19 protein-coding genes and 1 riboswitch are annotated in these 18,716 nt (G+C 68.8%); of the genes, 9 read left to right on the forward strand and 10 right to left on the reverse strand.

What is annotated here, in order from left to right:
• Positions 1 to 69: 69 nt before the first annotated feature.
• Together ACF8LI_RS20575 and ACF8LI_RS20580 are read left to right on the forward strand one after the other, a co-directional pair.
• Positions 70 to 1,317 (forward strand): CaiB/BaiF CoA-transferase family protein, encoded by a 1,248-nt coding sequence (locus ACF8LI_RS20575; RefSeq protein ID WP_013803646.1) that lies wholly within the window; start codon positions 70 to 72, stop codon positions 1,315 to 1,317.
• Between the two features lie 137 nt (positions 1,318 to 1,454).
• Positions 1,455 to 2,429: a tripartite tricarboxylate transporter substrate binding protein BugE gene (locus ACF8LI_RS20580; protein ID WP_012204128.1), complete on the forward strand. Its 975-nt coding sequence runs from the start codon at positions 1,455 to 1,457 to the stop codon at positions 2,427 to 2,429.
• Between the two features lie 47 nt (positions 2,430 to 2,476).
• Here ACF8LI_RS20580 and ACF8LI_RS20585 read toward each other — a convergent pair whose 3' ends face one another.
• On the reverse strand, positions 2,477 to 3,355 hold the full coding sequence (locus ACF8LI_RS20585; protein WP_392412780.1) for a LysR family transcriptional regulator: 879 nt from the start codon (positions 3,353 to 3,355) through the stop codon (positions 2,477 to 2,479).
• A 117-nt stretch (positions 3,356 to 3,472) separates the two neighbouring features.
• On the opposite strand from ACF8LI_RS20585, the gene ACF8LI_RS20590 reads away from it, so the two are divergent.
• Positions 3,473 to 3,934 carry a nucleoside deaminase gene (locus ACF8LI_RS20590; protein WP_017404867.1) on the forward strand — a complete coding sequence of 154 codons (462 nt, stop codon included), beginning with the start codon at positions 3,473 to 3,475 and terminating at the stop codon, positions 3,932 to 3,934.
• A gap of 4 nt (positions 3,935 to 3,938) precedes the next feature.
• On the forward strand, positions 3,939 to 5,177 hold the full coding sequence (locus ACF8LI_RS20595; protein ID WP_017404868.1) for a cyanate transporter: 1,239 nt from the start codon (positions 3,939 to 3,941) through the stop codon (positions 5,175 to 5,177).
• A 6-nt stretch (positions 5,178 to 5,183) separates the two neighbouring features.
• Here the strand turns inward: ACF8LI_RS20595 and ACF8LI_RS20600 are convergent, their stop codons facing one another.
• The 3 genes from ACF8LI_RS20600 to ACF8LI_RS20610 form a co-directional block, all read right to left on the reverse strand.
• Positions 5,184 to 6,410: a sugar transporter gene (locus ACF8LI_RS20600; protein WP_016452582.1), complete on the reverse strand. Its 1,227-nt coding sequence runs from the start codon at positions 6,408 to 6,410 to the stop codon at positions 5,184 to 5,186.
• 100 nt (positions 6,411 to 6,510) lie between these two features.
• A complete protein-coding gene (locus ACF8LI_RS20605; RefSeq protein ID WP_016448965.1) occupies positions 6,511 to 6,900 on the reverse strand; it encodes a VOC family protein in 390 nt (129 codons plus the stop codon).
• A 79-nt stretch (positions 6,901 to 6,979) separates the two neighbouring features.
• Positions 6,980 to 7,633, reverse strand: coding sequence for an NAD(P)-dependent oxidoreductase (locus ACF8LI_RS20610; RefSeq protein WP_016448966.1), 654 nt, complete (start codon positions 7,631 to 7,633; stop codon positions 6,980 to 6,982).
• A 123-nt stretch (positions 7,634 to 7,756) separates the two neighbouring features.
• Between ACF8LI_RS20610 and ACF8LI_RS20615 the strand changes: the two genes are divergently transcribed.
• Positions 7,757 to 8,713, forward strand: coding sequence for a LysR family transcriptional regulator (locus ACF8LI_RS20615; protein WP_203399824.1), 957 nt, complete (start codon positions 7,757 to 7,759; stop codon positions 8,711 to 8,713).
• A gap of 47 nt (positions 8,714 to 8,760) precedes the next feature.
• Here the strand turns inward: ACF8LI_RS20615 and ACF8LI_RS20620 are convergent, their stop codons facing one another.
• Both ACF8LI_RS20620 and ACF8LI_RS20625 read right to left on the reverse strand, forming a co-directional pair.
• The gene (locus ACF8LI_RS20620; RefSeq protein WP_016448968.1) at positions 8,761 to 9,891 is read right to left on the reverse strand and encodes a branched-chain amino acid ABC transporter substrate-binding protein; all 1,131 of its coding nucleotides are present in this window, start codon (positions 9,889 to 9,891) and stop codon (positions 8,761 to 8,763) included.
• A 158-nt stretch (positions 9,892 to 10,049) separates the two neighbouring features.
• Complete coding sequence (locus tag ACF8LI_RS20625) at positions 10,050 to 10,592, reverse strand: 6,7-dimethyl-8-ribityllumazine synthase (RefSeq protein ID WP_016448969.1); 543 nt, start codon at positions 10,590 to 10,592, stop codon at positions 10,050 to 10,052.
• Positions 10,593 to 10,701: 109 nt separating this feature from the next.
• Positions 10,702 to 10,870, reverse strand: a riboswitch (FMN riboswitch).
• Positions 10,871 to 11,148: 278 nt separating this feature from the next.
• Between ACF8LI_RS20625 and ACF8LI_RS20630 the strand changes: the two genes are divergently transcribed.
• Positions 11,149 to 11,790, forward strand: coding sequence for a hypothetical protein (locus tag ACF8LI_RS20630; RefSeq protein ID WP_016448970.1), 642 nt, complete (start codon positions 11,149 to 11,151; stop codon positions 11,788 to 11,790).
• 96 nt (positions 11,791 to 11,886) lie between these two features.
• Positions 11,887 to 12,585: a DUF4124 domain-containing protein gene (locus ACF8LI_RS20635; protein WP_223275177.1), complete on the forward strand. Its 699-nt coding sequence runs from the start codon at positions 11,887 to 11,889 to the stop codon at positions 12,583 to 12,585.
• 1 nt (position 12,586) lies between these two features.
• On the opposite strand, the gene ACF8LI_RS20640 is transcribed toward ACF8LI_RS20635, so the two are convergent.
• Positions 12,587 to 13,606: an SDR family oxidoreductase gene (locus ACF8LI_RS20640; protein WP_016448972.1), complete on the reverse strand. Its 1,020-nt coding sequence runs from the start codon at positions 13,604 to 13,606 to the stop codon at positions 12,587 to 12,589.
• A 68-nt stretch (positions 13,607 to 13,674) separates the two neighbouring features.
• On the opposite strand from ACF8LI_RS20640, the gene ACF8LI_RS20645 reads away from it, so the two are divergent.
• Both ACF8LI_RS20645 and ACF8LI_RS20650 read left to right on the forward strand, forming a co-directional pair.
• Positions 13,675 to 14,727 (forward strand): CDP-6-deoxy-delta-3,4-glucoseen reductase, encoded by a 1,053-nt coding sequence (locus ACF8LI_RS20645; protein WP_016448973.1) that lies wholly within the window; start codon positions 13,675 to 13,677, stop codon positions 14,725 to 14,727.
• Positions 14,728 to 14,827: 100 nt separating this feature from the next.
• Positions 14,828 to 15,796: a tripartite tricarboxylate transporter substrate binding protein gene (locus tag ACF8LI_RS20650; RefSeq protein ID WP_043790482.1), complete on the forward strand. Its 969-nt coding sequence runs from the start codon at positions 14,828 to 14,830 to the stop codon at positions 15,794 to 15,796.
• 84 nt (positions 15,797 to 15,880) lie between these two features.
• On the opposite strand, the gene folK is transcribed toward ACF8LI_RS20650, so the two are convergent.
• The 3 genes from folK to ACF8LI_RS20665 are packed head-to-tail and all read right to left on the reverse strand — an operon-like array spanning position 15,881 to position 18,652.
• Complete coding sequence (gene folK, locus ACF8LI_RS20655) at positions 15,881 to 16,396, reverse strand: 2-amino-4-hydroxy-6-hydroxymethyldihydropteridine diphosphokinase (RefSeq protein WP_034365366.1); 516 nt, start codon at positions 16,394 to 16,396, stop codon at positions 15,881 to 15,883.
• The gene (gene pcnB, locus ACF8LI_RS20660) at positions 16,371 to 17,954 is read right to left on the reverse strand and encodes a polynucleotide adenylyltransferase PcnB (protein WP_133072797.1); all 1,584 of its coding nucleotides are present in this window, start codon (positions 17,952 to 17,954) and stop codon (positions 16,371 to 16,373) included. Before pcnB ends, folK begins: the two co-directional genes overlap by 26 nt.
• Positions 17,951 to 18,652: an HAD family phosphatase gene (locus tag ACF8LI_RS20665; RefSeq protein ID WP_016448977.1), complete on the reverse strand. Its 702-nt coding sequence runs from the start codon at positions 18,650 to 18,652 to the stop codon at positions 17,951 to 17,953. The genes pcnB and ACF8LI_RS20665 overlap by 4 nt, the downstream gene beginning before the upstream one ends.
• Positions 18,653 to 18,716: the final 64 nt, after the last annotated feature.

An 18,716-nucleotide genomic window follows, 5' to 3' on the forward strand; every position in this document is an offset into this window, starting at 1 on the left:
GGTGATGGAAGCTCAAGCCCTGAGCTGAACTACCAGCGGCATCGGGCGCGCTCATATTTCTTCCCTCTCATGTCCTCCACATCCTCCGCGCCGGCCGCATTGGCTGGCATCAAGGTGCTTGATCTTTCCCGCGTGCTGGCCGGGCCCTGGTGCACGCAGACACTGGCCGACCTGGGCGCCGACGTGATCAAGGTCGAGCGGCCCGTGGCCGGCGATGACACGCGCCACTGGGGGCCTCCGTTCCTGCCGCGCGACGATGGGCAGGCCACGCAGGAGGCCAGTTATTTCACGGCCTGCAACCGCAACAAGCGCTCGGTCACCATCGACATGTCCACCCCCGATGGGCAGCAGCTGATTCGCCAGATGGCGGCCGGGGCCGATGTGCTGGTGGAGAACTTCAAGGTCGGTGGCCTGGCGCAGTACGGGCTGGACTACGAAAGCCTCAAGGCGCTCAACCCGCGCCTGATCTATTGCTCGGTCACGGGTTTCGGCCAGACCGGCCCGTATGCCGAGCGCGCGGGCTACGACCTCATGGTGCAGGCCATGTGCGGGCTGATGAGCATCACCGGCCATGCCGATGAGGCGCCCGGAGGCGGCCCGCTCAAGGTGGGCGTGGCCGTGATCGACGTCTTCACGGGCCTGTATGCCAGCAATGCCATCCTGGCCGCGCTGCATGCACGCCAGGCCTCGGGCCGGGGCCAGCACATCGACATGGCCCTGCTGGACGTGGGCATGGCCGTGCTGGCCAACCAGGCCGCCGGCTTTCTGGCCACGGGCGAATCGCCGGGCCGCGCCGGCAACATCCACCCCAGCCTGGCGCCCTACCAGGACTTCGCCACGGCCAACGGCAACGTGCTGCTGGCCATTGGCAATGACGGGCAGTTCGCGCGCTTTTGCGCCGCCGTCGGCGAAGCCGGCTGGGCGCAGGACGAGCGCTTTGCCACCAACACCGCGCGCGTGCGCAACCGTCAGGCGCTGCTGGAGCGGATGGTGCCCCTCATGAAGACACGCGGCACGGCCGAATGGATTGCGCTGCTGGAAGACAAGGCCGTGCCCTGCGGCCCCATCAACACCATCGCCCAGGCCTTCGATGACCCGCAGGTGCGTGCACGCGGCATACGCGTCGAGCTGCCGCGCGAGGCCGGCGACGGCATCTCGCGCATCGCCGGCGTGGCCAGCCCCATGCGCCTGAGCGATACCCCGCCCGTGCTGCGCAGCGCACCGCCCTCCCTGGGCCAGCACACCGATGAAGTGCTGGGCGAGCTGGGCATTGCGCCCATGGCCATCCAGGCGCTGCGCTCGCGCGGCGTGGTCTGATCGCCAGCGCCGCGCAACACCGCCTCCACATTTCTCAGCCCAAGCACCGTCATACGAATGTCCTAAAGAATCACGCCCTCCCACCCGTCGGTGCCTCACAACAAACGTCCACAACATCCATTCAAGGAGACAACACCATGACTCACACCTCCCGCATCGCGCTCGCCGGCATCCTCGGCGCCCTCGCGCTTTCGGGCGCAGCCCATGCCCAGGGCTACCCCACCAAGCCCATCAAGCTGCTCGTGCCCTTCGCGGCCGGCGGCACCACCGACCTGATCGCGCGCATCGTGGCCGAGCCGCTGGGCCGTGCCCTGGGCCAGCCCGTGGTGGTCGAGAACAAGGGCGGCGGCGGCGGCAGCATCGGCGCGGCCGAGACGGCGCGCTCCCAGCCCGATGGCTACAGCCTGGGCATCGCCACCGTGTCCACCACGGCCACCAACCCGGCGATCAACCCCAAGATCCCGTACAACGTGCTGACCGACTTCACGCCCATCGTGAACATCGCGGCCACGCCCAACATCATTGCGGCCAACCCCAAGTTCGCGGGCAAGAACTACCAGGAGTTCCTGGCCGAGGTGAAGAAGAACCCCGGCAAGTACTCCTACGCCTCGCCCGGCAACGGCAGCATCACCCATCTGATGATGGAGATGTTCAAGCTGTCCACGGGCACCGACATCACCCACGTGCCCTACCGTGGCAGCGGCCCCGCGCTGAACGACGCCGTGGCCGGCCAGGTTCCGCTGATCTTCGACAACCTGCCCTCCGCCCTGGGCTTCGTCAAGGAAAAGCGCCTGGTGCCCATCGTGGTGGCCGCGCCCCAGCGCCTGGCCGCCCTGCCCGATGTGCCCACCTTCAAGGAAGTGGGCCTGGCCCCCGTCAACCGCATGGCCTACTACGGCATCGTCGGCCCCAAGAACCTGCCGCGCGACATCGTGGACAAGGTCAATGCCGCCACGCGCAAGGTGCTGCAGGACCCGGCCATCAAGAAGCGCATCGAGGAAACCGGCTCGCTGATCGTGGCCGACACGCCCGAGCATTTCTTTGAAGAGATCAAGGCCGAACTGGCGGTCTACAAGGACGTGGTGCAAAAGCAGAACCTGACGATGGATTGAGCCTGCGCGTCACCCACTGACCATCCCCGCCACGGCGGGGATTTTTTTCAGGCTTCGCCAGCGACAGGCGACAGCAACGCCTCGCACACCTCACACAGGCGCCCGGCCAGACGTCGACCCGGCGCCGACAACTGGGCCCGCACGTGCAGTGCCACTTCCACATCAGGCACGGGGGCGAAGCCGGCCATGCCGTCGAGCAGGCGGTGGCCGGGCCCGACCAGCCGGCGCGGCAGCAGGCTGATGCCCAGGCCCTGCTCCACGGCGGCTTCCAGGCTGGCCAGGCTGGCGCTCACATAGGCCAGGCGCCAGCGCCGGCCGGCGGCATCCAGCGCATGCGTCATCTCGCTGCGGTACAGGCCGCCCTGTGGAAACACCACCAAAGGCAAGGGATCCATCCCGTGGCAGGGATGCCGCGCACTGTCTATCCAGGCCAGCGGTTCAGGCCAGCGCGCCATGCCGGGCGTGCTGCCGCTGCGCTGCTTGACGATGGCCAGGTCCAGCTCGCCGGACTGGAACTGCTGCCATATCGCCTGCGACAGCCCGCTGCTCAGCTCCAGCCGCAACTGCGGCTGGCTGCGTGCCAGCGCCGCAAAGGCGGGCATCACGGCGCCGGCCGCAAAGTCTTCGGGAACGCCGATGCGCAGCACGGCCTCGGTGGCGCCTGCCAGCTGCTCCACGGCCTCGTCCATGAGCGCGAGGATGCGCTGCGCATAGGCCAGCAGGCGCTCTCCTTCCAGCGTGCATTCCACATGGCGCCCGCTGCGGTCCAGCAGCGTGCAGCCCATTTGCTCCTCCAGCCTGCGGATCTGCTGGCTGACCGTGGACTGGGTCAGGTGCACGCCCTGCGCCGCGCGCGTGAAGCTGCCGGTTTCGGCCACGGCGCAGAAGCTGCGCAGCAGGGTGGGGTCTATGGAAGAGGGCTGCATGGGGCTTGGGCGAATTTCAGTGGCTTTGTCACTGCCTGGCATTTGATCATTTAATTTTCCAATTGAGGGCCCCCGTCCTAGACTGCGGCCTCAGCTCCCGATTGCCCAGCCATCCCCATGCAAGAACAAGAACACATCCGCCTGCTGCGCCATGCCGTGCAGCTGGCGCACGACAACCGCCTGCGGGGCGGCCGGCCCTTCGGCGCCCTGCTCGCGCGCGAGGGGCAGATCCTGTCCACGGGCGTCAACGAGATCGTGCAAAGCCATGACCCCAGCGCCCACGCAGAAATGCAGGCGCTGCGCGCGGGCACGCGCGCCCAGGCCAACGCCAGCCTGGCCGGCTGCACCATCTACGCCAGCGGCCACCCCTGCCCCATGTGCCTGGCGGCGCTGGTGATGGCCGGGGCCGAGCAGGTTTTCTTCGCCTTCGACAACGCGGATGCCCAGCCGTATGGCCTGTCCAGCGAGGGCGCCTACCAGCGGCTGCGCATGCCGCTGCAGCCGCCACCGCTGCCCCTGACGCGGCTGGACACGGGCATCACGGCGGCCCAACTGTACGGCAACGCCCCCTGGGCCTGAAGCCATGTCGTCCATTGCGCCTGCGCACACCGAGACCCCTGCCGCAGCACACGCCATTCCAACGGCACTGTGGCTGGCCACCGTCGTGCTGGTCACGCTGAACCTGCGCCCGTTTCTCACGGCCATCGGCCCGCTGGGACCGCAGATCCAGTCCGCCACCGGCATGGCTCTGTCCACGCTGTCCTGGCTGACCCTGCTGCCCATGGCGTTGATGGGCCTGGGCGCCTGGCTGGCCCCGGCCGCGCTTCAGCGCCTGGGTCCGCGCCGCGCCGTGGTCGGCTCCTTGGCGGTGATTGCGCTGGGCTGTGCGCTGCGCGTGGCGGGCTCCAGTGCGGCCACCCTGCTGGCCACGGCCGCGCTGTGCGGCGCTGGCGTCGCCCTGGTGCAAGGCGTGCTGCCGGGCCTGATCAAGCGCCAGTCGCCCGCACGCATGGCCCAGATGATGGGGCTGTACTCGGCCGCGCTCATGGGCGGCGGCGCCCTGGGCGCCCAGATTTCGCCGCTGGCCGTGCAATGGGGACTGGACTGGCGCCTTGCGCTGGCGCTGTGGACTGCGCCCGCCCTGCTGGCATTGGCGCTGGCGCGGCATGCGCTGCGTGCGTTGCCGGCTCCGGCGCCCATGGCAGGGGCCAACGCCACGCAAGACACCGGCTGGCTGCGCCGGCGCCCACGCACCTGGATGCTGATGGCCTGCTTCGGCCTCATCAACGGCGGCTATGCGGCCATGGTGGCCTGGCTTGCACCCTTCTACCAGACGCACGGCTGGAGCCCCGCGCAAAGCGGCGGCCTGGTCGCCCTGCTGTCGGTGGCACAGGCCGGCGCCGCGCTGGGACTGCCCGTGCTGGCCGCGCGCCATGCCGACCGGCGGCCATGGCTGGGGTTCACGCTGCTGTGCCAGATCATCGGCCTGGCCGCGCTGGCCTGGTGGCCTGATGCGGCGCCGCTGCTCAACATCGTCATCCTCGGCATCGGCCTGGGTGGCTGCTTCGCGCTGATGATGGTGGTGGCGCTCGACCATCTTCCCCACCCCACGCAGGCCGGGGCGCTCAATGCGCTGATGCAGGGCGGCGGCTTTCTGATTGCGGCGCTGGCGCCCTATGTGATCGCCCGGCTGCACCAGTTCACGGGCGGATTCGGCGCCGGCTGGCTGGCACAGATGGCCGCCGTGCTCGTGGTCTGCGTACTGGTGTCCCGCCTGGCACCGCAGCGCTACGCCCAGGCCATGCGGGCACCCGGCGGCTGACCCGCTTCAGTGCGCCGTTGCCTGGAAGCCGGCAGACCAGCGCACGAAGGCCCAGACACACCAAGCCAGGCCCAGCGCCACCAGGCCGCCGCCGATCCAGCCGATGTTCTGCATGCCCGCATGCATGCTGACCTGACTGCCCAGCAGCGCGCCGCCGCCAATGCCGATGTTGAAGATGCCCGAGAACATGGACATGCCCACATCGGTGGCGTCGGCTGCCAGCTTGAGCACCTGGGACTGCATGGCCAGGGCGAAGCAGATCATGGCGACACCCCAGACCGAGCTCATCACATAGAGCGAGGCCTCATGGCCCGAGGCCGGCACCAGCATCAGCAGGCTGGCCGACAGCACGCCAATGGCAGCCAGCAGAAAGCCGCGCGGATGGCGCAGGCCCCACCAGCTGAACATCACGCTGCCCACGATGCCCATGCCGCCGTACAGCAGCAGCACGGCCGTGGTCACCTTGCCCTCGAAGCCCGCGATGTCCTGCACGAAGGGCTCGATATAGCTGTAGGCCGTGAACTGCCCGGTGATCACGACCACCAGCAGGATGTAGATGGACAGCAGCGCCGGACGGCGCAGCAGCATGGGCACGCTGGCCAGGTTGCCCGCGTTCTCGCTGGGCAGGCGCGGCAGCAGCCGGGCCAGGGCCACCATGACGATGGCGGCCACCCCGCCCACGGCCAGGAACGTCGTGCGCCAGCCCAGCCATTCGCCCACGATGCGGCCCAGCGGAATGCCCAGCACCATGGCCATGGAGGTGCCGGTGGCCAGCAGGCTCAGCGCCACGGCCTTCCTTCCGGGCGGCGCCACGCGCACGGCCAGCGAGGCCGTGATGGACCAGAACACCGCATGCGACAGCGCAATGCCGATGCGGCTGACCATGAGCGAGGCAAAGCTCCAGGCCACGCCCGACAGCACATGGCTGGCCACGAACAGCGCGAACACGCCCATCAGCAGCTTGCGCCGCTCCACATTGCGCGTGAGCAGCATGAAGGGCAGCGAGGCCAGGGCCACGATCCAGGCATAGATGGTCAGCATCAGCCCGACCTGCTCGGTGGGCATGCCAAAGCTCGCGCCAATGCTGCTGAGCAGGCCCACGGGCACGAACTCGGTGGTATTGAAGACGAAGGCGCCCAGCGCCAGCGCGATCACGCTGAGCCAGGCCTGGGCGGCCGTGGGTGTGGATGACGCGGAAACGGAGCCGGCCGCAGCGGAGACGGAAGGGGGCATGGGGAACGTGGGGCCTTTTTTGTTGCAGCGCAATATTGTGCTGCGCCATGCGACCGCCTGATGTCAGCTGCCGCGCAGGCCCCAGTGCCGCCAGGGGGACTCAGGCCGGAGGCAGGTGGCAGACGGCCTCGATGTTGTGGCCGTCGGGGTCGAGCACGAAGGCCGCGTAATAGTCGTCATGGTAGTGCGGTCGCAGGCCGGGCTCGCCATTGCAGCGCCCGCCTGCGGCCAGGGCGGCCGCGTGGAAATCATCGACCATGTTGCGGTTGTCCACGCGAAAGGCCACATGGATGGGCGGCTGGTTGGGCTCGCCGCCGGTGATCCAGAAATCAGGCTTGGGCGGCTCGCCAAAGCCGGCCGTGTCGCCGTGGCCGGTGAGCTCGGCGGACAGCTCCATCAGGATCTCGTAGCCCAGGGGAGCCAGCGCCCGCGCATAAAACTCCCGGCTGCGGTCGAAGTCCGATACGAGGATTCCCGTGTGGTCGATCATGGCGGCGCTCCTGCCTGTTCGTGACAGGCACCAGCATGCCATGGAGGCCGCCTGCGCACCAGCCGGGAGCCCCCGGTGCTCAGTAAGCGACGGTAAAGCGCTCGCGCAGGTGCAGGCCCTTGTCCAGCGCATCCACCAGGGCCACGGCCAGATCGGCGGCCGAGATGGTGCCGGGCTGGCCGTCGGCCTGCATCAACGGCTCATCCTTGCCCGTGCGGTACTGGCCCGTGCGCTCGCCATGGTCACCCAGGTGCAGGGCAATCGGCGGGCTCAGCATCGTCCAGTCCAGGCCCTGCTCCTTTTGCAGATCGTTGAGGGCATCGCGCGCAGCCGAGGCGCCGGGCTTGATGGCGGCCGGGAACTCGGGCGTGTCCACCAGTTGCCTGCCGGGCGCGATGTAGAGGCTGCCCGCACCGCCCACCACCAGATAGCGCTTGACGCCAGCCGCCTTGGTGCCCGCCACGATGGCGCGCGAGCCGCGCATGAAATCCTCATAGATGTCGGGATTGCCCCAGCCCGCGTTGTAGGCGCTGACCACGGCGTCCGCGCCTGCCACGGCCCGCTGCACGGCGGCGGCATCCAGCACATCGGCCTGCACGGCGTGCAGATGCGGCTGGGCCGCCAGCCTGGCGGGGTCGCGCACCAGGGCCACGACCTCGTGGCCGCGCTGCAGCAGCTCCTTCAATACCGCCGAACCCACAAAGCCGGTTGCGCCAATGAGTGCCACTTTCATCTTCATTCCTTTGCGGCGCCTGGGCGCCTGTTCACGATGGCATTGAGATTACGCCGTTCACAATCACTGCGGAAGACAGCAGTTTTCACCAACAGCTTGAAGCACCACTTCACAATACAGCCCATGGACGACTACAAACGCATGGCCGTTTTCGCCGCCGTGGTGCAGCACGGATCGATGAGCGCCGCCGCGCGCGCCCTGGGCATGAGCCCCTCGGCCGTGAGCCAGCAGGTGCGCCAGCTCGAGCGCGACGGCGGCGTCACCCTGCTGCACCGCTCCACCCGGCAGATCGCCCTCACCGACACGGGCGAGCGCTACTACCAGCAGTGCGCCGCCATGGCACAGGCCGCCAGCCAGGCGCGGGCCGAGCTGGCCGCCGCGCGCGACGAGCCCGGCGGCGAACTGCGCCTGTCGGCCACCGTGGGCTTTGCGCGCCATATCGCGCCGGCCCTGGGCAGCTGGCTGGCCCGGCATCCGGCACTGCGCCTGCACCTGGATGTGGACGATGCGCCCATCGACCTCATCCAAAGCCGCATCGACCTGGCGCTGCGCTTTGGCCGGCTGGCCGACTCCGGCTGGGCGGCCCGGCGCCTGGGCGCCATGCGCAACTGGCTGAGCGCCTCGCCCGCATGGATACAGGAGCACGGCGGCGGCGCGGCCTGGCGCCACCCGGCACCGCTGGCCAGCGCGCGCTGGCTGGGCCTTGCGCGCGAGGGCCAGGGCCAGGCTCTGCGGGCCGAGGCACGCCACCCGGCCACGGGCGAGACCTACAGCCTGCAGGTGCAGCCCCATGTGGCCAGCAACAACCAACTGTCCCTCCAGCAGATGTGCGAGGCCGGCCTGGGCCTGGCCCTGCTGGGCAGCATGGACGTTGCCGACGCGGTGGCCGAAGGACGCCTGGTGCGCCTGCTGCCCGACTGGGACTTCGGCGGCCTGGACATCTGGGCCGTCACCCCGCAGCGCCAGGCCCAGCCCGCCAAGGTGCGCCAGGCCATTGCCGCGCTGCAGGCCTATCTGGCGCAGTTGCCCGGCGTGGTCGATGCGCCGGCGCAGGCCCCGGCCGAGGTCCCGGGCCGATAAAAAAAGCCCGCACAAGGCGGGCATGAAAACGAAGGGAGGACAGGCTCTCAGTCGAGGGCCGTCTTCTGGCCGTTCTTGAACACGCTCAGCGTGTACGAAGGGTTCTTCATCTCGCCGTTCTTCTCGAAAGCGATCTTGGAGGTCACGCCCGAGTAGTCGGCCTTCTGCAGGAAGGGGATGTAGACCTTGGGGTCCCAGGAGTTGGCGCGCTTCATGGCGTCGGCCAGCATCATGGTGGCGTCGTAGAAGTACGGGCTGTAGACCTGGAACTGACCGGGGTACTTGGCGTCGTAGCGCTTCTTCCATTCCGTGCCGCCAGGCATCTTGGCCAGCGAGGCGCCGCCGTCGGCGCAGATCACGTTGTCCAGCGGCTTGGCGCCGGCGGCCACCTTGGCCAGCTCGGGCACGCACAGGCCGTCGCCGCCGAAGTACTTGGCATCGTTCATGCCCAACTGGGCCATCTGGCGCAGCATGGGGCCGGCCTGGCCATACATGCCGCCGTAGAAGATGCCTTCGGGCTTCTTGGCCTTGATCGAGGTCAGGATGGCCATGAAGTCCGTGGCCTTGTCGTTCGTGAACTCCGAGGCCACGACCTTCACGCCCAGCTTTTCCGCATCCTTCTTGAACACATTGGCCAGGCCCTGGCCGTAGGCCGTGCGGTCATCGATGATGGCCACGGTCTTGAGCTTGAGCGTTTCGGCCGCGTACTTGGCCAGCGCCGCGCCCAGCGCGTTGTCATTGGCAATCACGCGGTAGGTGGTGTTCCAGCCGGGCTTGGTCAGGTCGGGGTTGGTGGCCGCGCCCGTGATCATGGGAATGCCGCAGTCCTGGAAGACCTTGGACGAGGGAATGGCCACGCCCGAGTTGAGGAAGGCCACGGCGCCGGCGACCTTGTCGTCGCACAGCTTCTGCGAAGCGGCCGTGCCCTGCTTGGGATCGGCCACATCGTCTTCGGCCACCAGCTGGAACTTGACCTTCTTGCCGGCGATCTCCATGCCCTTGGCATTGAGGTCGTCAATGGCCATGCGCACGCCGTTCTCGTTGTCCTTGCCGAAATTGGCCTGGGGTCCGGACACGGGGCCGATGTGGCCGATGCGGATCACCTGCTCCTGGGCCATGGCCACGCCACCCATGCCGGCCACGACGGCCGCAATACACAACTTCCGGGACATCTTCATCGCGCACTCCTCAGTTGAAACAGGCCGTCACGTTATTCCCGTCATCGCGGCTTGGCAATGGCGCGTCACGCCGCGTGACGGGACCGCGACACTCGGCCCCAACTCAGTGTTTACGAGAATCCATCCCCAACCAAAGCTGTGCTGGGAGGCTGGCCGGCTCACGCCGCGCGCGCCTGGCCCAGTGCCTGTACCTGCGCCAGCTGGTCCAGCGCCGCCAGGCAGGCATGCGCCACTTCCACGCCCTTCTTCACGAAGTGGGCACGGAAGAACTCCACATGGTCGCCATGTTCGTGGAAATCGCGCGGCGTGAGCACGGCCGAGAACACCGGCACTTCGGTATCGAGCTGCACGCGCATCAGGCCGTCGATCACGGCCGAGGACACGAACTCGTGGCGATAGATGCCGCCGTTGACCACCAGCGCGCAGGCGATGACCGCGTCGAAACGGCCGCTGTCGGCCAGCTTCTTGGCCAGCAGCGGGATCTCGAAGGCGCCGGGCACGTTGAAGTGGCTGATGTTCTGCGCGGCCACTCCCTGGGCCTGCAGCTCGGCCGCCATGGAGTCGCGCGCCTGGTGCACGACATCGGTATGCCAGCTCGCGCAGATCACGGCCACGCGGCTGCGGCCCGCGACGGCCTTCCACGGCGTGCCCGAGGCCGTGCCGTGTGCGGAGAAGTTCAAGGAGACAGGAGTCTGATTCATGGTGCTCTTTCGAGATGAGACAAATGAATCAGGGCGCGCGCCATGGCGCCGCATGGCGCGGCACAGCCCATGGGACAACCATGGGCATGGCGCCTGCCATGCAGGTGCTGCGCGATCTCTTTCATCCGGACTGTGACCGTCGGCTCTGGCATCTCACCAGATCTGCTGACCCCGGCCGGCCTTGCGGCTAGCCGGGCGCTCGCGGGCTGCTGGACACATGCCGAAAGACAGATCCAGATACCGCCGGTGGGGAATTTCACCCCGCCCTGAGAACGCTGCTTTGCGGCGCACGGACTGCGCGCCGCCAAAGACAGCGGCCATTCTAGTCCCGCGCAGATGCCATTGCGGCGATCGGGGCGACCGCAGCCATTGCGCGCTGTGCCTGCGGATTTCATCTGGAAGCACCTACAGCACATGGACCAATTGCTATCAAAATAGAAGCTCCGCTGTCGCCGTCGTTGCCTCGCCAGGACGATCCAGGTCAACCATTGAGGCCTGTCAAACGTCATATGAAGAGATCCAGACAGGAAACACGCCTTTGCCCGGACACCACACCATGACCCGAACCAACGCCTCCCCCACGCAGCAGCGCCCGCAGCCTGGCCTGCGCCCCCTGCGCCTGCTGGCCGGCCTTGGCCTTGCTGCCCTGGTCACCGCCTGCGCCGTGCCGCCCGATGGCTATTCGGACATGGGCTCCGGCTACCCCAGCTATCCCAGCTACCCGTCCTATCCCAGCTATCCGTCGGGCGGCGTCGTCTACCCCTCGTATCCCACGCAGCCCGCCTATCCGGACAACGGCTGGTACGAGCGCCAGCGCCTGCAGCGCGAACGTGAGCGCCTGCAGTACGAGCGCGAGCGCATCCAGCAGGAACGCAACCGCGATGCCTGGCGTGACCGCCAACAACGCGAGCGTGAAATGCGCGAGCGCGACCGGGACCGTGACCGCCAGGCCCAGGACCGCGACCGCCAGTTGCGCGAGCGCATGCAGGAGCAGCAGCGCCGCGAAGCCGAGCGCCAGCAGCGGGAGCGCGAACGCGACCAGGGCCAGCAGCAGCGCGAGCGCGAACGCCAGCAACGGGACCGGGAGCAGCAGCAGCGTGACCGCGAGCAGCAGCAACGCGCCATCGAGCGCATGCAGCGTGAAAGCCAGGGCGGCGGCAACCCCTACCCCACCCAGGATCCGCGCCACTGGCGCTGAACGGCTGACCGGCGGCATTTCCAGCCCCTGGGCGCCGCACCATAATCGGCAATACACCACATCCTTGTGCCGCTTGTGATGGGAAAGGAAACCGCCATGCACCGCACCCAAGACCTTGGCCACACCGGCCGCCGTTCATCGGCGGCCGCGCGCTGGGCGCTGGCGGCGCTTGTACCGATGTTTGTACCGCTGGTGCTGGCGCTCACCGCAGGCCCGGCCTCGGCCCAGGTCATCCGCTGCACGGACGCCAAGACCGGCCGCGTCACCTACACCAACAGCAGTTGCAAGGACGGCGAAAACCGCGTGCAGGTGCAGGAAGCCCCCAGCCCCGAAGAGCTGGAGCGCGAGCGCGCGCAGTCCGCCGCCGCCATAGAGCGCAAGAACCAGCAACTGGCCCGCGAAGAGGCCGAGCGCCGCACGCGTGCCCAGCAGCAGGAGCGCGAGGCACGCAGCCGGCGCGAGCGCGAGAACTCGGCCCAGCGCGACGGCGGCGACTCCCCGGCCTGCCAGCAGGCGCGCCGCCGCCTGGACACCATCCTGGCCGAGGCCAATCCCGATCCCGCCACCTGGGGCCCGCGCAGCCAGGCCGCCCAGCAGCAGATGGAGATGGCCTGCCTGGGCCCCAAGGCCTATGAACAGCTGCAGCAATCGCGCGCATTGCAGCCCAATGCCATCAACCGGCCGTGGATCGTCGGACGCCCCGTGCCGCCGCAGCCGCTGCCGCCTTCGGCCCCCATCTCGCACTGCAACGTGTTCCGCTGCTACGACACCAACGGCGGCATCCACCCGCGCTGATTCAGGCGCGCAGCCCCTGCTCCACGGTCGGGTAGCGCAATCTCAGGCCCAGCTCCTCCTTCAGGCGCTGGTTGCGCAGGCGGCGTGACTCCCCCATGAAGCTCAGCAGGCTGGCCGGCAGCTCGCGCTGCGCCTGCTCGCGCGTGATGCGTGCGGGGCGCGGCAGTCCATAGAGATCGGCCGCAAGGTCGAAGTAGTCGCCCATGCGCAGCTGCGTATCGTCGCTGGCGTGGTAGATGCGCTGCGGCCGGCCGAGCCACAGCGCCCGCACGCAGGCGCGGGCCAGGTCGTCGGCATGGATGTGGTTGGTGTAGACATCCTCTGCGGCACACAGCAGGGGCGTGCCGCGCAGCAGGCGCCCGCGCGGCGTACCGTTTTCCCGGTCCGGCGCATAGATGCCCGGGATGCGCAGAATGCTGGCGCGCAGCCCGCCGCGCCCGGCAAAGCGCACGGCTCGCTCGGCGTTCACGCGGCGCTGGGCACGCGCCGTGGCCGGTGCGGGCGGGCGGCTTTCGTCGATCCAGGCGCCCTCGCAGTTGCCATAGACGCCGGAGGTCGAGCCATAGACCAGGCTGGCCGGCCGGCCGCGAAGGCGCAGCACGCGCAGCAAAGCCGTGGTGCGCGGGTCCAGCCACCAGCCATCTTCGCCGGCAGGCGGATTGGGCGGCGGCGCCAGGTGGACGACGCGCGTGGCCAGGCCGGCCAGACGGCGCAGCGTGGCAGGCGCGTCCAGATCGCCCAGCAGCGGCGTGATGCCGCGCCCGCGCAGATCCTGCAGGCGCTCGGCGCCACGCGTCAGGGCCAGCACGCGCGGGCCCCGTCGTGCGGCACCCGAACGGGCGACGGGCGCGCCCGCCAATGCACCAGCCACGCGCAGCCCCACGTCGCCGCAGCCGACGATGAGCACGCGTTCGCGTCGAAAGCGCGCCGGCAGCGCGCCCAATGGGTTTTGGTTTGAGGGCAAAATCCTGGCCTGTTGCGAGGGCGGCCACCCGCGCGCCGCCGGTCGCGGCAGCGGCATGTCCGTCCGGGAAAGAAGATCGCCGGCGCGCTCCACGCGCCGCCAGCGCCCCCGAGGATACCGAGAACATGACCGAGATAGCCAACGCTTCCCACGAAATCACCGTACAGCCCAGCGGCCGCGCCTTCGCCACGCAGGGCAGCGAGACCATCCTGGCCGCCGCCATCCGCTGCGGCGTGGGCCTGCCCTATGGCTGCAAGGACGGTGCCTGCGGCTCCTGCAAGTGCAAGAAGCTGCTCGGCGAGGTCACCCATGGCGCCCACTCGGAAAAAGCGTTGACCGCCCAGGAAGAGGCCGACGGCTATGTGCTGACCTGCTGCGCCACGCCCAGCACCTCGGTGGTGCTGGAGTCGCGCCAGGTGACCGATGCCAGCGCCTTCCCGATCAAGAAGATGCCCGTGCGCGTGGCCACGCTGGAGAAGAAGTCGCACGACGTGATGCAGGTGCGCCTGCAGCTGCCCGCTGCAGACAAGTTCCGCTACCACGCAGGCCAGTACGTGGAATTCATCCTGCGCGACGGCGCCCGCCGCGCCTACTCCATGGCCACGGCCCCCCATGTGCAGGACACGGCACCGGGGCTGGAGCTGCACATCCGCCACATGCCGGGCGGCAAGTTCACCGACCACGTGTTCGGCGCCATGAAGGAAAAGGAAATCCTGCGCGTGGAGGGCCCGTTCGGCAGCTTCTTCCTGCGCGAGGACAGCGACAAGCCCCTTATCTTCCTGGCTTCGGGAACGGGCTTCGCCCCCATCAAGGCGCTGCTGGAGCACATCCGCCACAAGGGCATCACCCGCTCCGTCACCCTGTACTGGGGAGGACGCCGGCCCGAGGACCTCTACCTCGACGCCTGGGTGCGCGAGCAGGCCGAGGCCATGCCCCAGCTGTGCTATGTGCCCGTGGTCTCCGACGCGCTGCCGGAAGACGGCTGGACCGGCCGCACGGGCTTCGTGCACCAGGCCGTGCTGGACGACTTTGCCAACTTGTCCGGCCATCAGGTCTATGCCTGCGGTGCGCCCATCGTGGTCGATTCGGCACGCCATGCCTATGTGGAGCAACGCGGCCTGCCGGCGGAAGAGTTCTACGCGGACGCGTTCACCTCCGAGGCCGACAAGGCTTCCTGAGTGCGCAGAAAGTGGCACGGATCAAGCAATACGCAGAAAAACTGCTTCCCATACCTGCGCGCAGCCAAGTGTCGCAATTTTTTTGCACAATAGCGCCCCTATGAACCGTAGAAACAGCCTTCTCTCGGTCATGGCGGCCGCTGCTGCCCTGGCCTCCCCGCTTGCCCTGGCGCAAGAGCCCATCCGCCTGATCGTGCCCTATGCGCCCGGCGGTCCGCTGGACATCACCGCGCGCGCGCTGGCCGAGCGGGTGCGTGACTCCCTGGGAGTGGTGATCATCGACAACAAGGCCGGCGCCGGCGGCAACATCGGCGCCGACGCCATTGCCCGCGCCACGCCGGACGGCATGACCATCGGCCTGGCCGCCACGGCCACCCATGCCGTCAATCCCTGGCTGTACACCAAGATGCCCTACGACGCGGGCAAGGACTTCGCGGGCATCACCCAGATGGTGCGCGTGCCGAACGTGCTGGTGATGAATGCGGCCCGTGCCGAGCAGCTCAAGATCCACAGCGTGGCCGACCTGATCGCCTACGCCAAGTCCCACCCCGGCAAGCTCAACTACGGCAGCGGCGGCAACGGCAGCGCAGGCCACCTGGCCGGCGAAATGCTCAAGCAAAAGGCCGGCATCTTCGCCCTTCACGTGCCCTACCGCGGCGCCAACCCGGCCCAGCTGGCCCTGCTGTCGGGCGAGGTGGACTTCAACATCGACAACCTGGCCGCCGCTGCACCCAACATCCGCTCGGGCAAGCTCAAGGCGCTGGCCGTGACCTCGCTGAACCCCACCACGCTGCTGCCCGGCGTGCCCGCACTGTCCAAGACCTTCCCCGGCTTTTCCATCGACACCTGGTGGGGCCTGGTGGCCCCGGCCGGCACGCCCAAGCCCGTGCTGGACAAGCTGAGCCGGGCCTTTGCCGACGCACTGGCCGCGCCCGAGACCAAGACCCGCTTCGAGACCCTGATGGCCGAGCCCGTGTCCTCCACGCCCGCCGAGTTCGACAGGTTCATGGCGGCCGAGCGCGCCAAGTACCAGGCCATCGTCAAGGCCTCCGGAGCGAAGGTGGACTGAGCCGATCCACCGCGTCCCGCCTGGCAAAAAGCCGCAGCCGCCCTCAGGGCGCTGCGGCTTTTTCATTCAGGCCCCTGTCGGGATTCAGGCTTGCCGGAGATGCCAGCCAGGCTTGTGCGCCAGGCAGATGCCCTGCCCCGCCACGGCCTGCAGCTGCGCGGGCGTGACGCGCTCAGGCGCGATCTCGGCCAGCGGCACGAGCACGAAGGCGCGCTCGTGCATGCGCGGGTGCGGCACGCTCAGGCGCGGCAGCGCGATGCGCTCGTCGCCCCACAGCTCGATGTCCAGGTCCAGCGTGCGCGGCGCATTGCGGTAGGGGCGCTCGCGCCCGGCCGCCAGTTCGATGGCCTGCAGCGCATCGAGCAGCGCCAGCGGCTGCAGCGTGGTGCGCACGGCGGCCACGGCGTTCAGATAGTCGGGACCGCTGGAATCGATGGGCGCCGTGCTGTAGAGCGAGGAGACGGCCAGCAGGCGCGTGCCCGTCAGGCCGCCGATGGCCTTCAAGGCCTGGCCCAGGGCCTGGCCGCAGTCACCGAGGTTGGCTCCCAGGCCGATGGCGACCCAGTGGCCTGGCTCATTCATCGCCGCCCATGCCGCCATCGCCCCCGCCCTGGGGCTTGCGGCGGCGGCGCCGCCGCTTCTTGGGCGCTGCAGCCTCCTCGCCGCCAGCCTGTGCCGGCGCGGGATCCTCAGGCTGCACGCCTTCCGCCAGGTTCACGCCATCGCGCGGCTGGCGGACCTTGGGCACGCGGTGCACCTTGGGTTCGGCGCTGCGCTGGCGGGCGCGCTGCTCGTCGCGCGCCTGGGCGATCAGGTCGTCGCGGCGCGCGTCGTCGGCATTCTGGAACTCCTGCCACCAGCTGGCCAGGCTTTCCTCGACCTCGCCGATGTCGGCGCGCAGCCGCATGAAATCGAAGCCCGCGCGAAAGCGCGGCTGGGCCACCAGGCTGAACGGCGTGGCGCCCGTGCGCTTGTCGAAGCGCGGCTGCATGACCCAGATCTCGCGCATGTCGGCGGCCAGCTTGCCGCGGCCCGAGACATCGCCGATGCGCTGGTCGAACACTTCGTCGATGGATTCCTGCAGCGCGGGGAACGGGTGCTGGCGCTGGTTCAGGCGGCGCTCCCAGCCGGTCTTCACGTCATGCCACAGCACGCAGGCCAGCAGGAAGCTGGGCGCCACGGGCTTGCCTTCCTCGACACGGCGATCGGTATCGGTCAGAGCGGCCTGCACGAAGGGCTGCTCGGCACGCTCGACCACCACATCCAGCAGCGAGTAGATGCCGCGCGCCAGGCCCAGGCCGCGCAATTGCTCCACCGAAGCCAGCGCATGGCCGGTCTGCAGCAGCTTGAGCATTTCATCGAACAGGCGGCTTTGCGGCACATCGGCCAGCAGCGGCTCGCACTCCACCAGGGGCTTGGCCGTCTTGGGCTCGAGCTTGAAGCCCTTGCCCGCCAGCTTGGCGGCGAAGCGCACGGCGCGGATGATGCGCACCGGATCTTCACGGTAGCGCGTGGCCGGGTCGCCAATCATGCGCAGCATGCGCTTCTTGGCGTCGTCAATGCCCTTGTGATAGTCGACCACGATCTGCGTGCGCGGGTCGTAGTACATGGCGTTGATCGTGAAGTCGCGGCGCGTGGCATCCTGGTCCTGCGGACCCCAGACGTTGTCGCGCAGCACGCGGCCGCTGGCGTCCACCGCATGGTGCATGCCGGCGAGCTGGGCCTTGCTGGTGCGCTCGTTGCCGCTCACGGCCTCGGCCGCGCTGTTGTCCAGGAAGGCGCGGAAGGTGGAGACTTCGATGACCTCGTTCTCGCGCCCGCGACCATAGACCACGTGCACGATGCGAAAGCGCTTGCCGATGATGAAGGCGCGGCGGAACAGGCCCTTGACCTGCTCGGGCGTGGCATTGGTGGCCACGTCGAAGTCCTTGGGGCGCAGGCCCAGCAGCAGGTCGCGCACGGCGCCGCCGACGATGTAGGCCTCGTAGCCCGCGTCCTGCAGCGTCTCGACCACGTCGAGGGCACGCCGGTCCACCAGGTTGGGATCGATGCCGTGCACCTGCACGGGCACCTCCTGGCGCTTGCCGAAGGGCGACTTGCGCGCCCGTGGGGCGGCCGAGGCCTTGCCCAGCAGCTTGTCGATGATGTTCTTGATCATGGTGCTTCGCCAAACAGGTCCAGAATGCGCCAGCCACGTTCCTGGGCCAGGGCGCGCAGCCGAGTGTCGGGGTTGGTGGCCACGGGGTGGTCCACGCGCTCGAGCAGGGGAACGTCGTTCCAGGAGTCGCTGTAGAAGAAGGTCTCCACGCCGCTCCACTGCAGGCCGCGCGCATCCAGCCACTGCTGCATGCGCTGCACCTTGCCGCCGCGCATGCTGGGCGTGCCACGGATCTCGCCCGTGAACCAGCCCTGCGCGTCGCGCTCCAGTTCCACCGCGATCAATTCCTGCACGCCGAGGGCGGCGGCGATGGGGCGCGTCACGAACTCGTTGGTGGCCGTGACGATGATGATCTGGTCGCCCGCCTGCTGGTGCGTGCGCAGCAGCTCCAGTGCCTGGGGACGGATGGCGGGGGTGATCACCTCGCGCATGAAGCGCTCGTGCGCCTCGGCGGCCTGCTGCGCGCCACGGGCGCAGAAGGCCTCGGTGGCAAAGCGCACATAGTCGTGCACGTCGAGCGTGCCCGCCTGGTAGTGCGCGAAGAACTCGGCATTGCGGCGGCCGAACTCGACCGGATCGGTCCAGCCGATGCGCGTCGTGAACTCGCCCCACTCATAGTCCGAATCGAGCGGCAGCAGCGTGTGGTCCAGGTCGAACAACGCCAGCCGGGGCCGGAGTTGCTTCTGATCAGAGGTCATGCATATCCTAAAAAAATGGGTCCCGCGCTGCCCTTGCAACGCAGGCTCCGCCGGCTCCCGCAGT

The sequence above is a fragment of the Delftia sp. WSY_12 genome, from assembly GCF_043104645.1.
Taxonomy (GTDB): Bacteria; Pseudomonadota; Gammaproteobacteria; order Burkholderiales; family Burkholderiaceae_C; genus Comamonas; species Comamonas tsuruhatensis.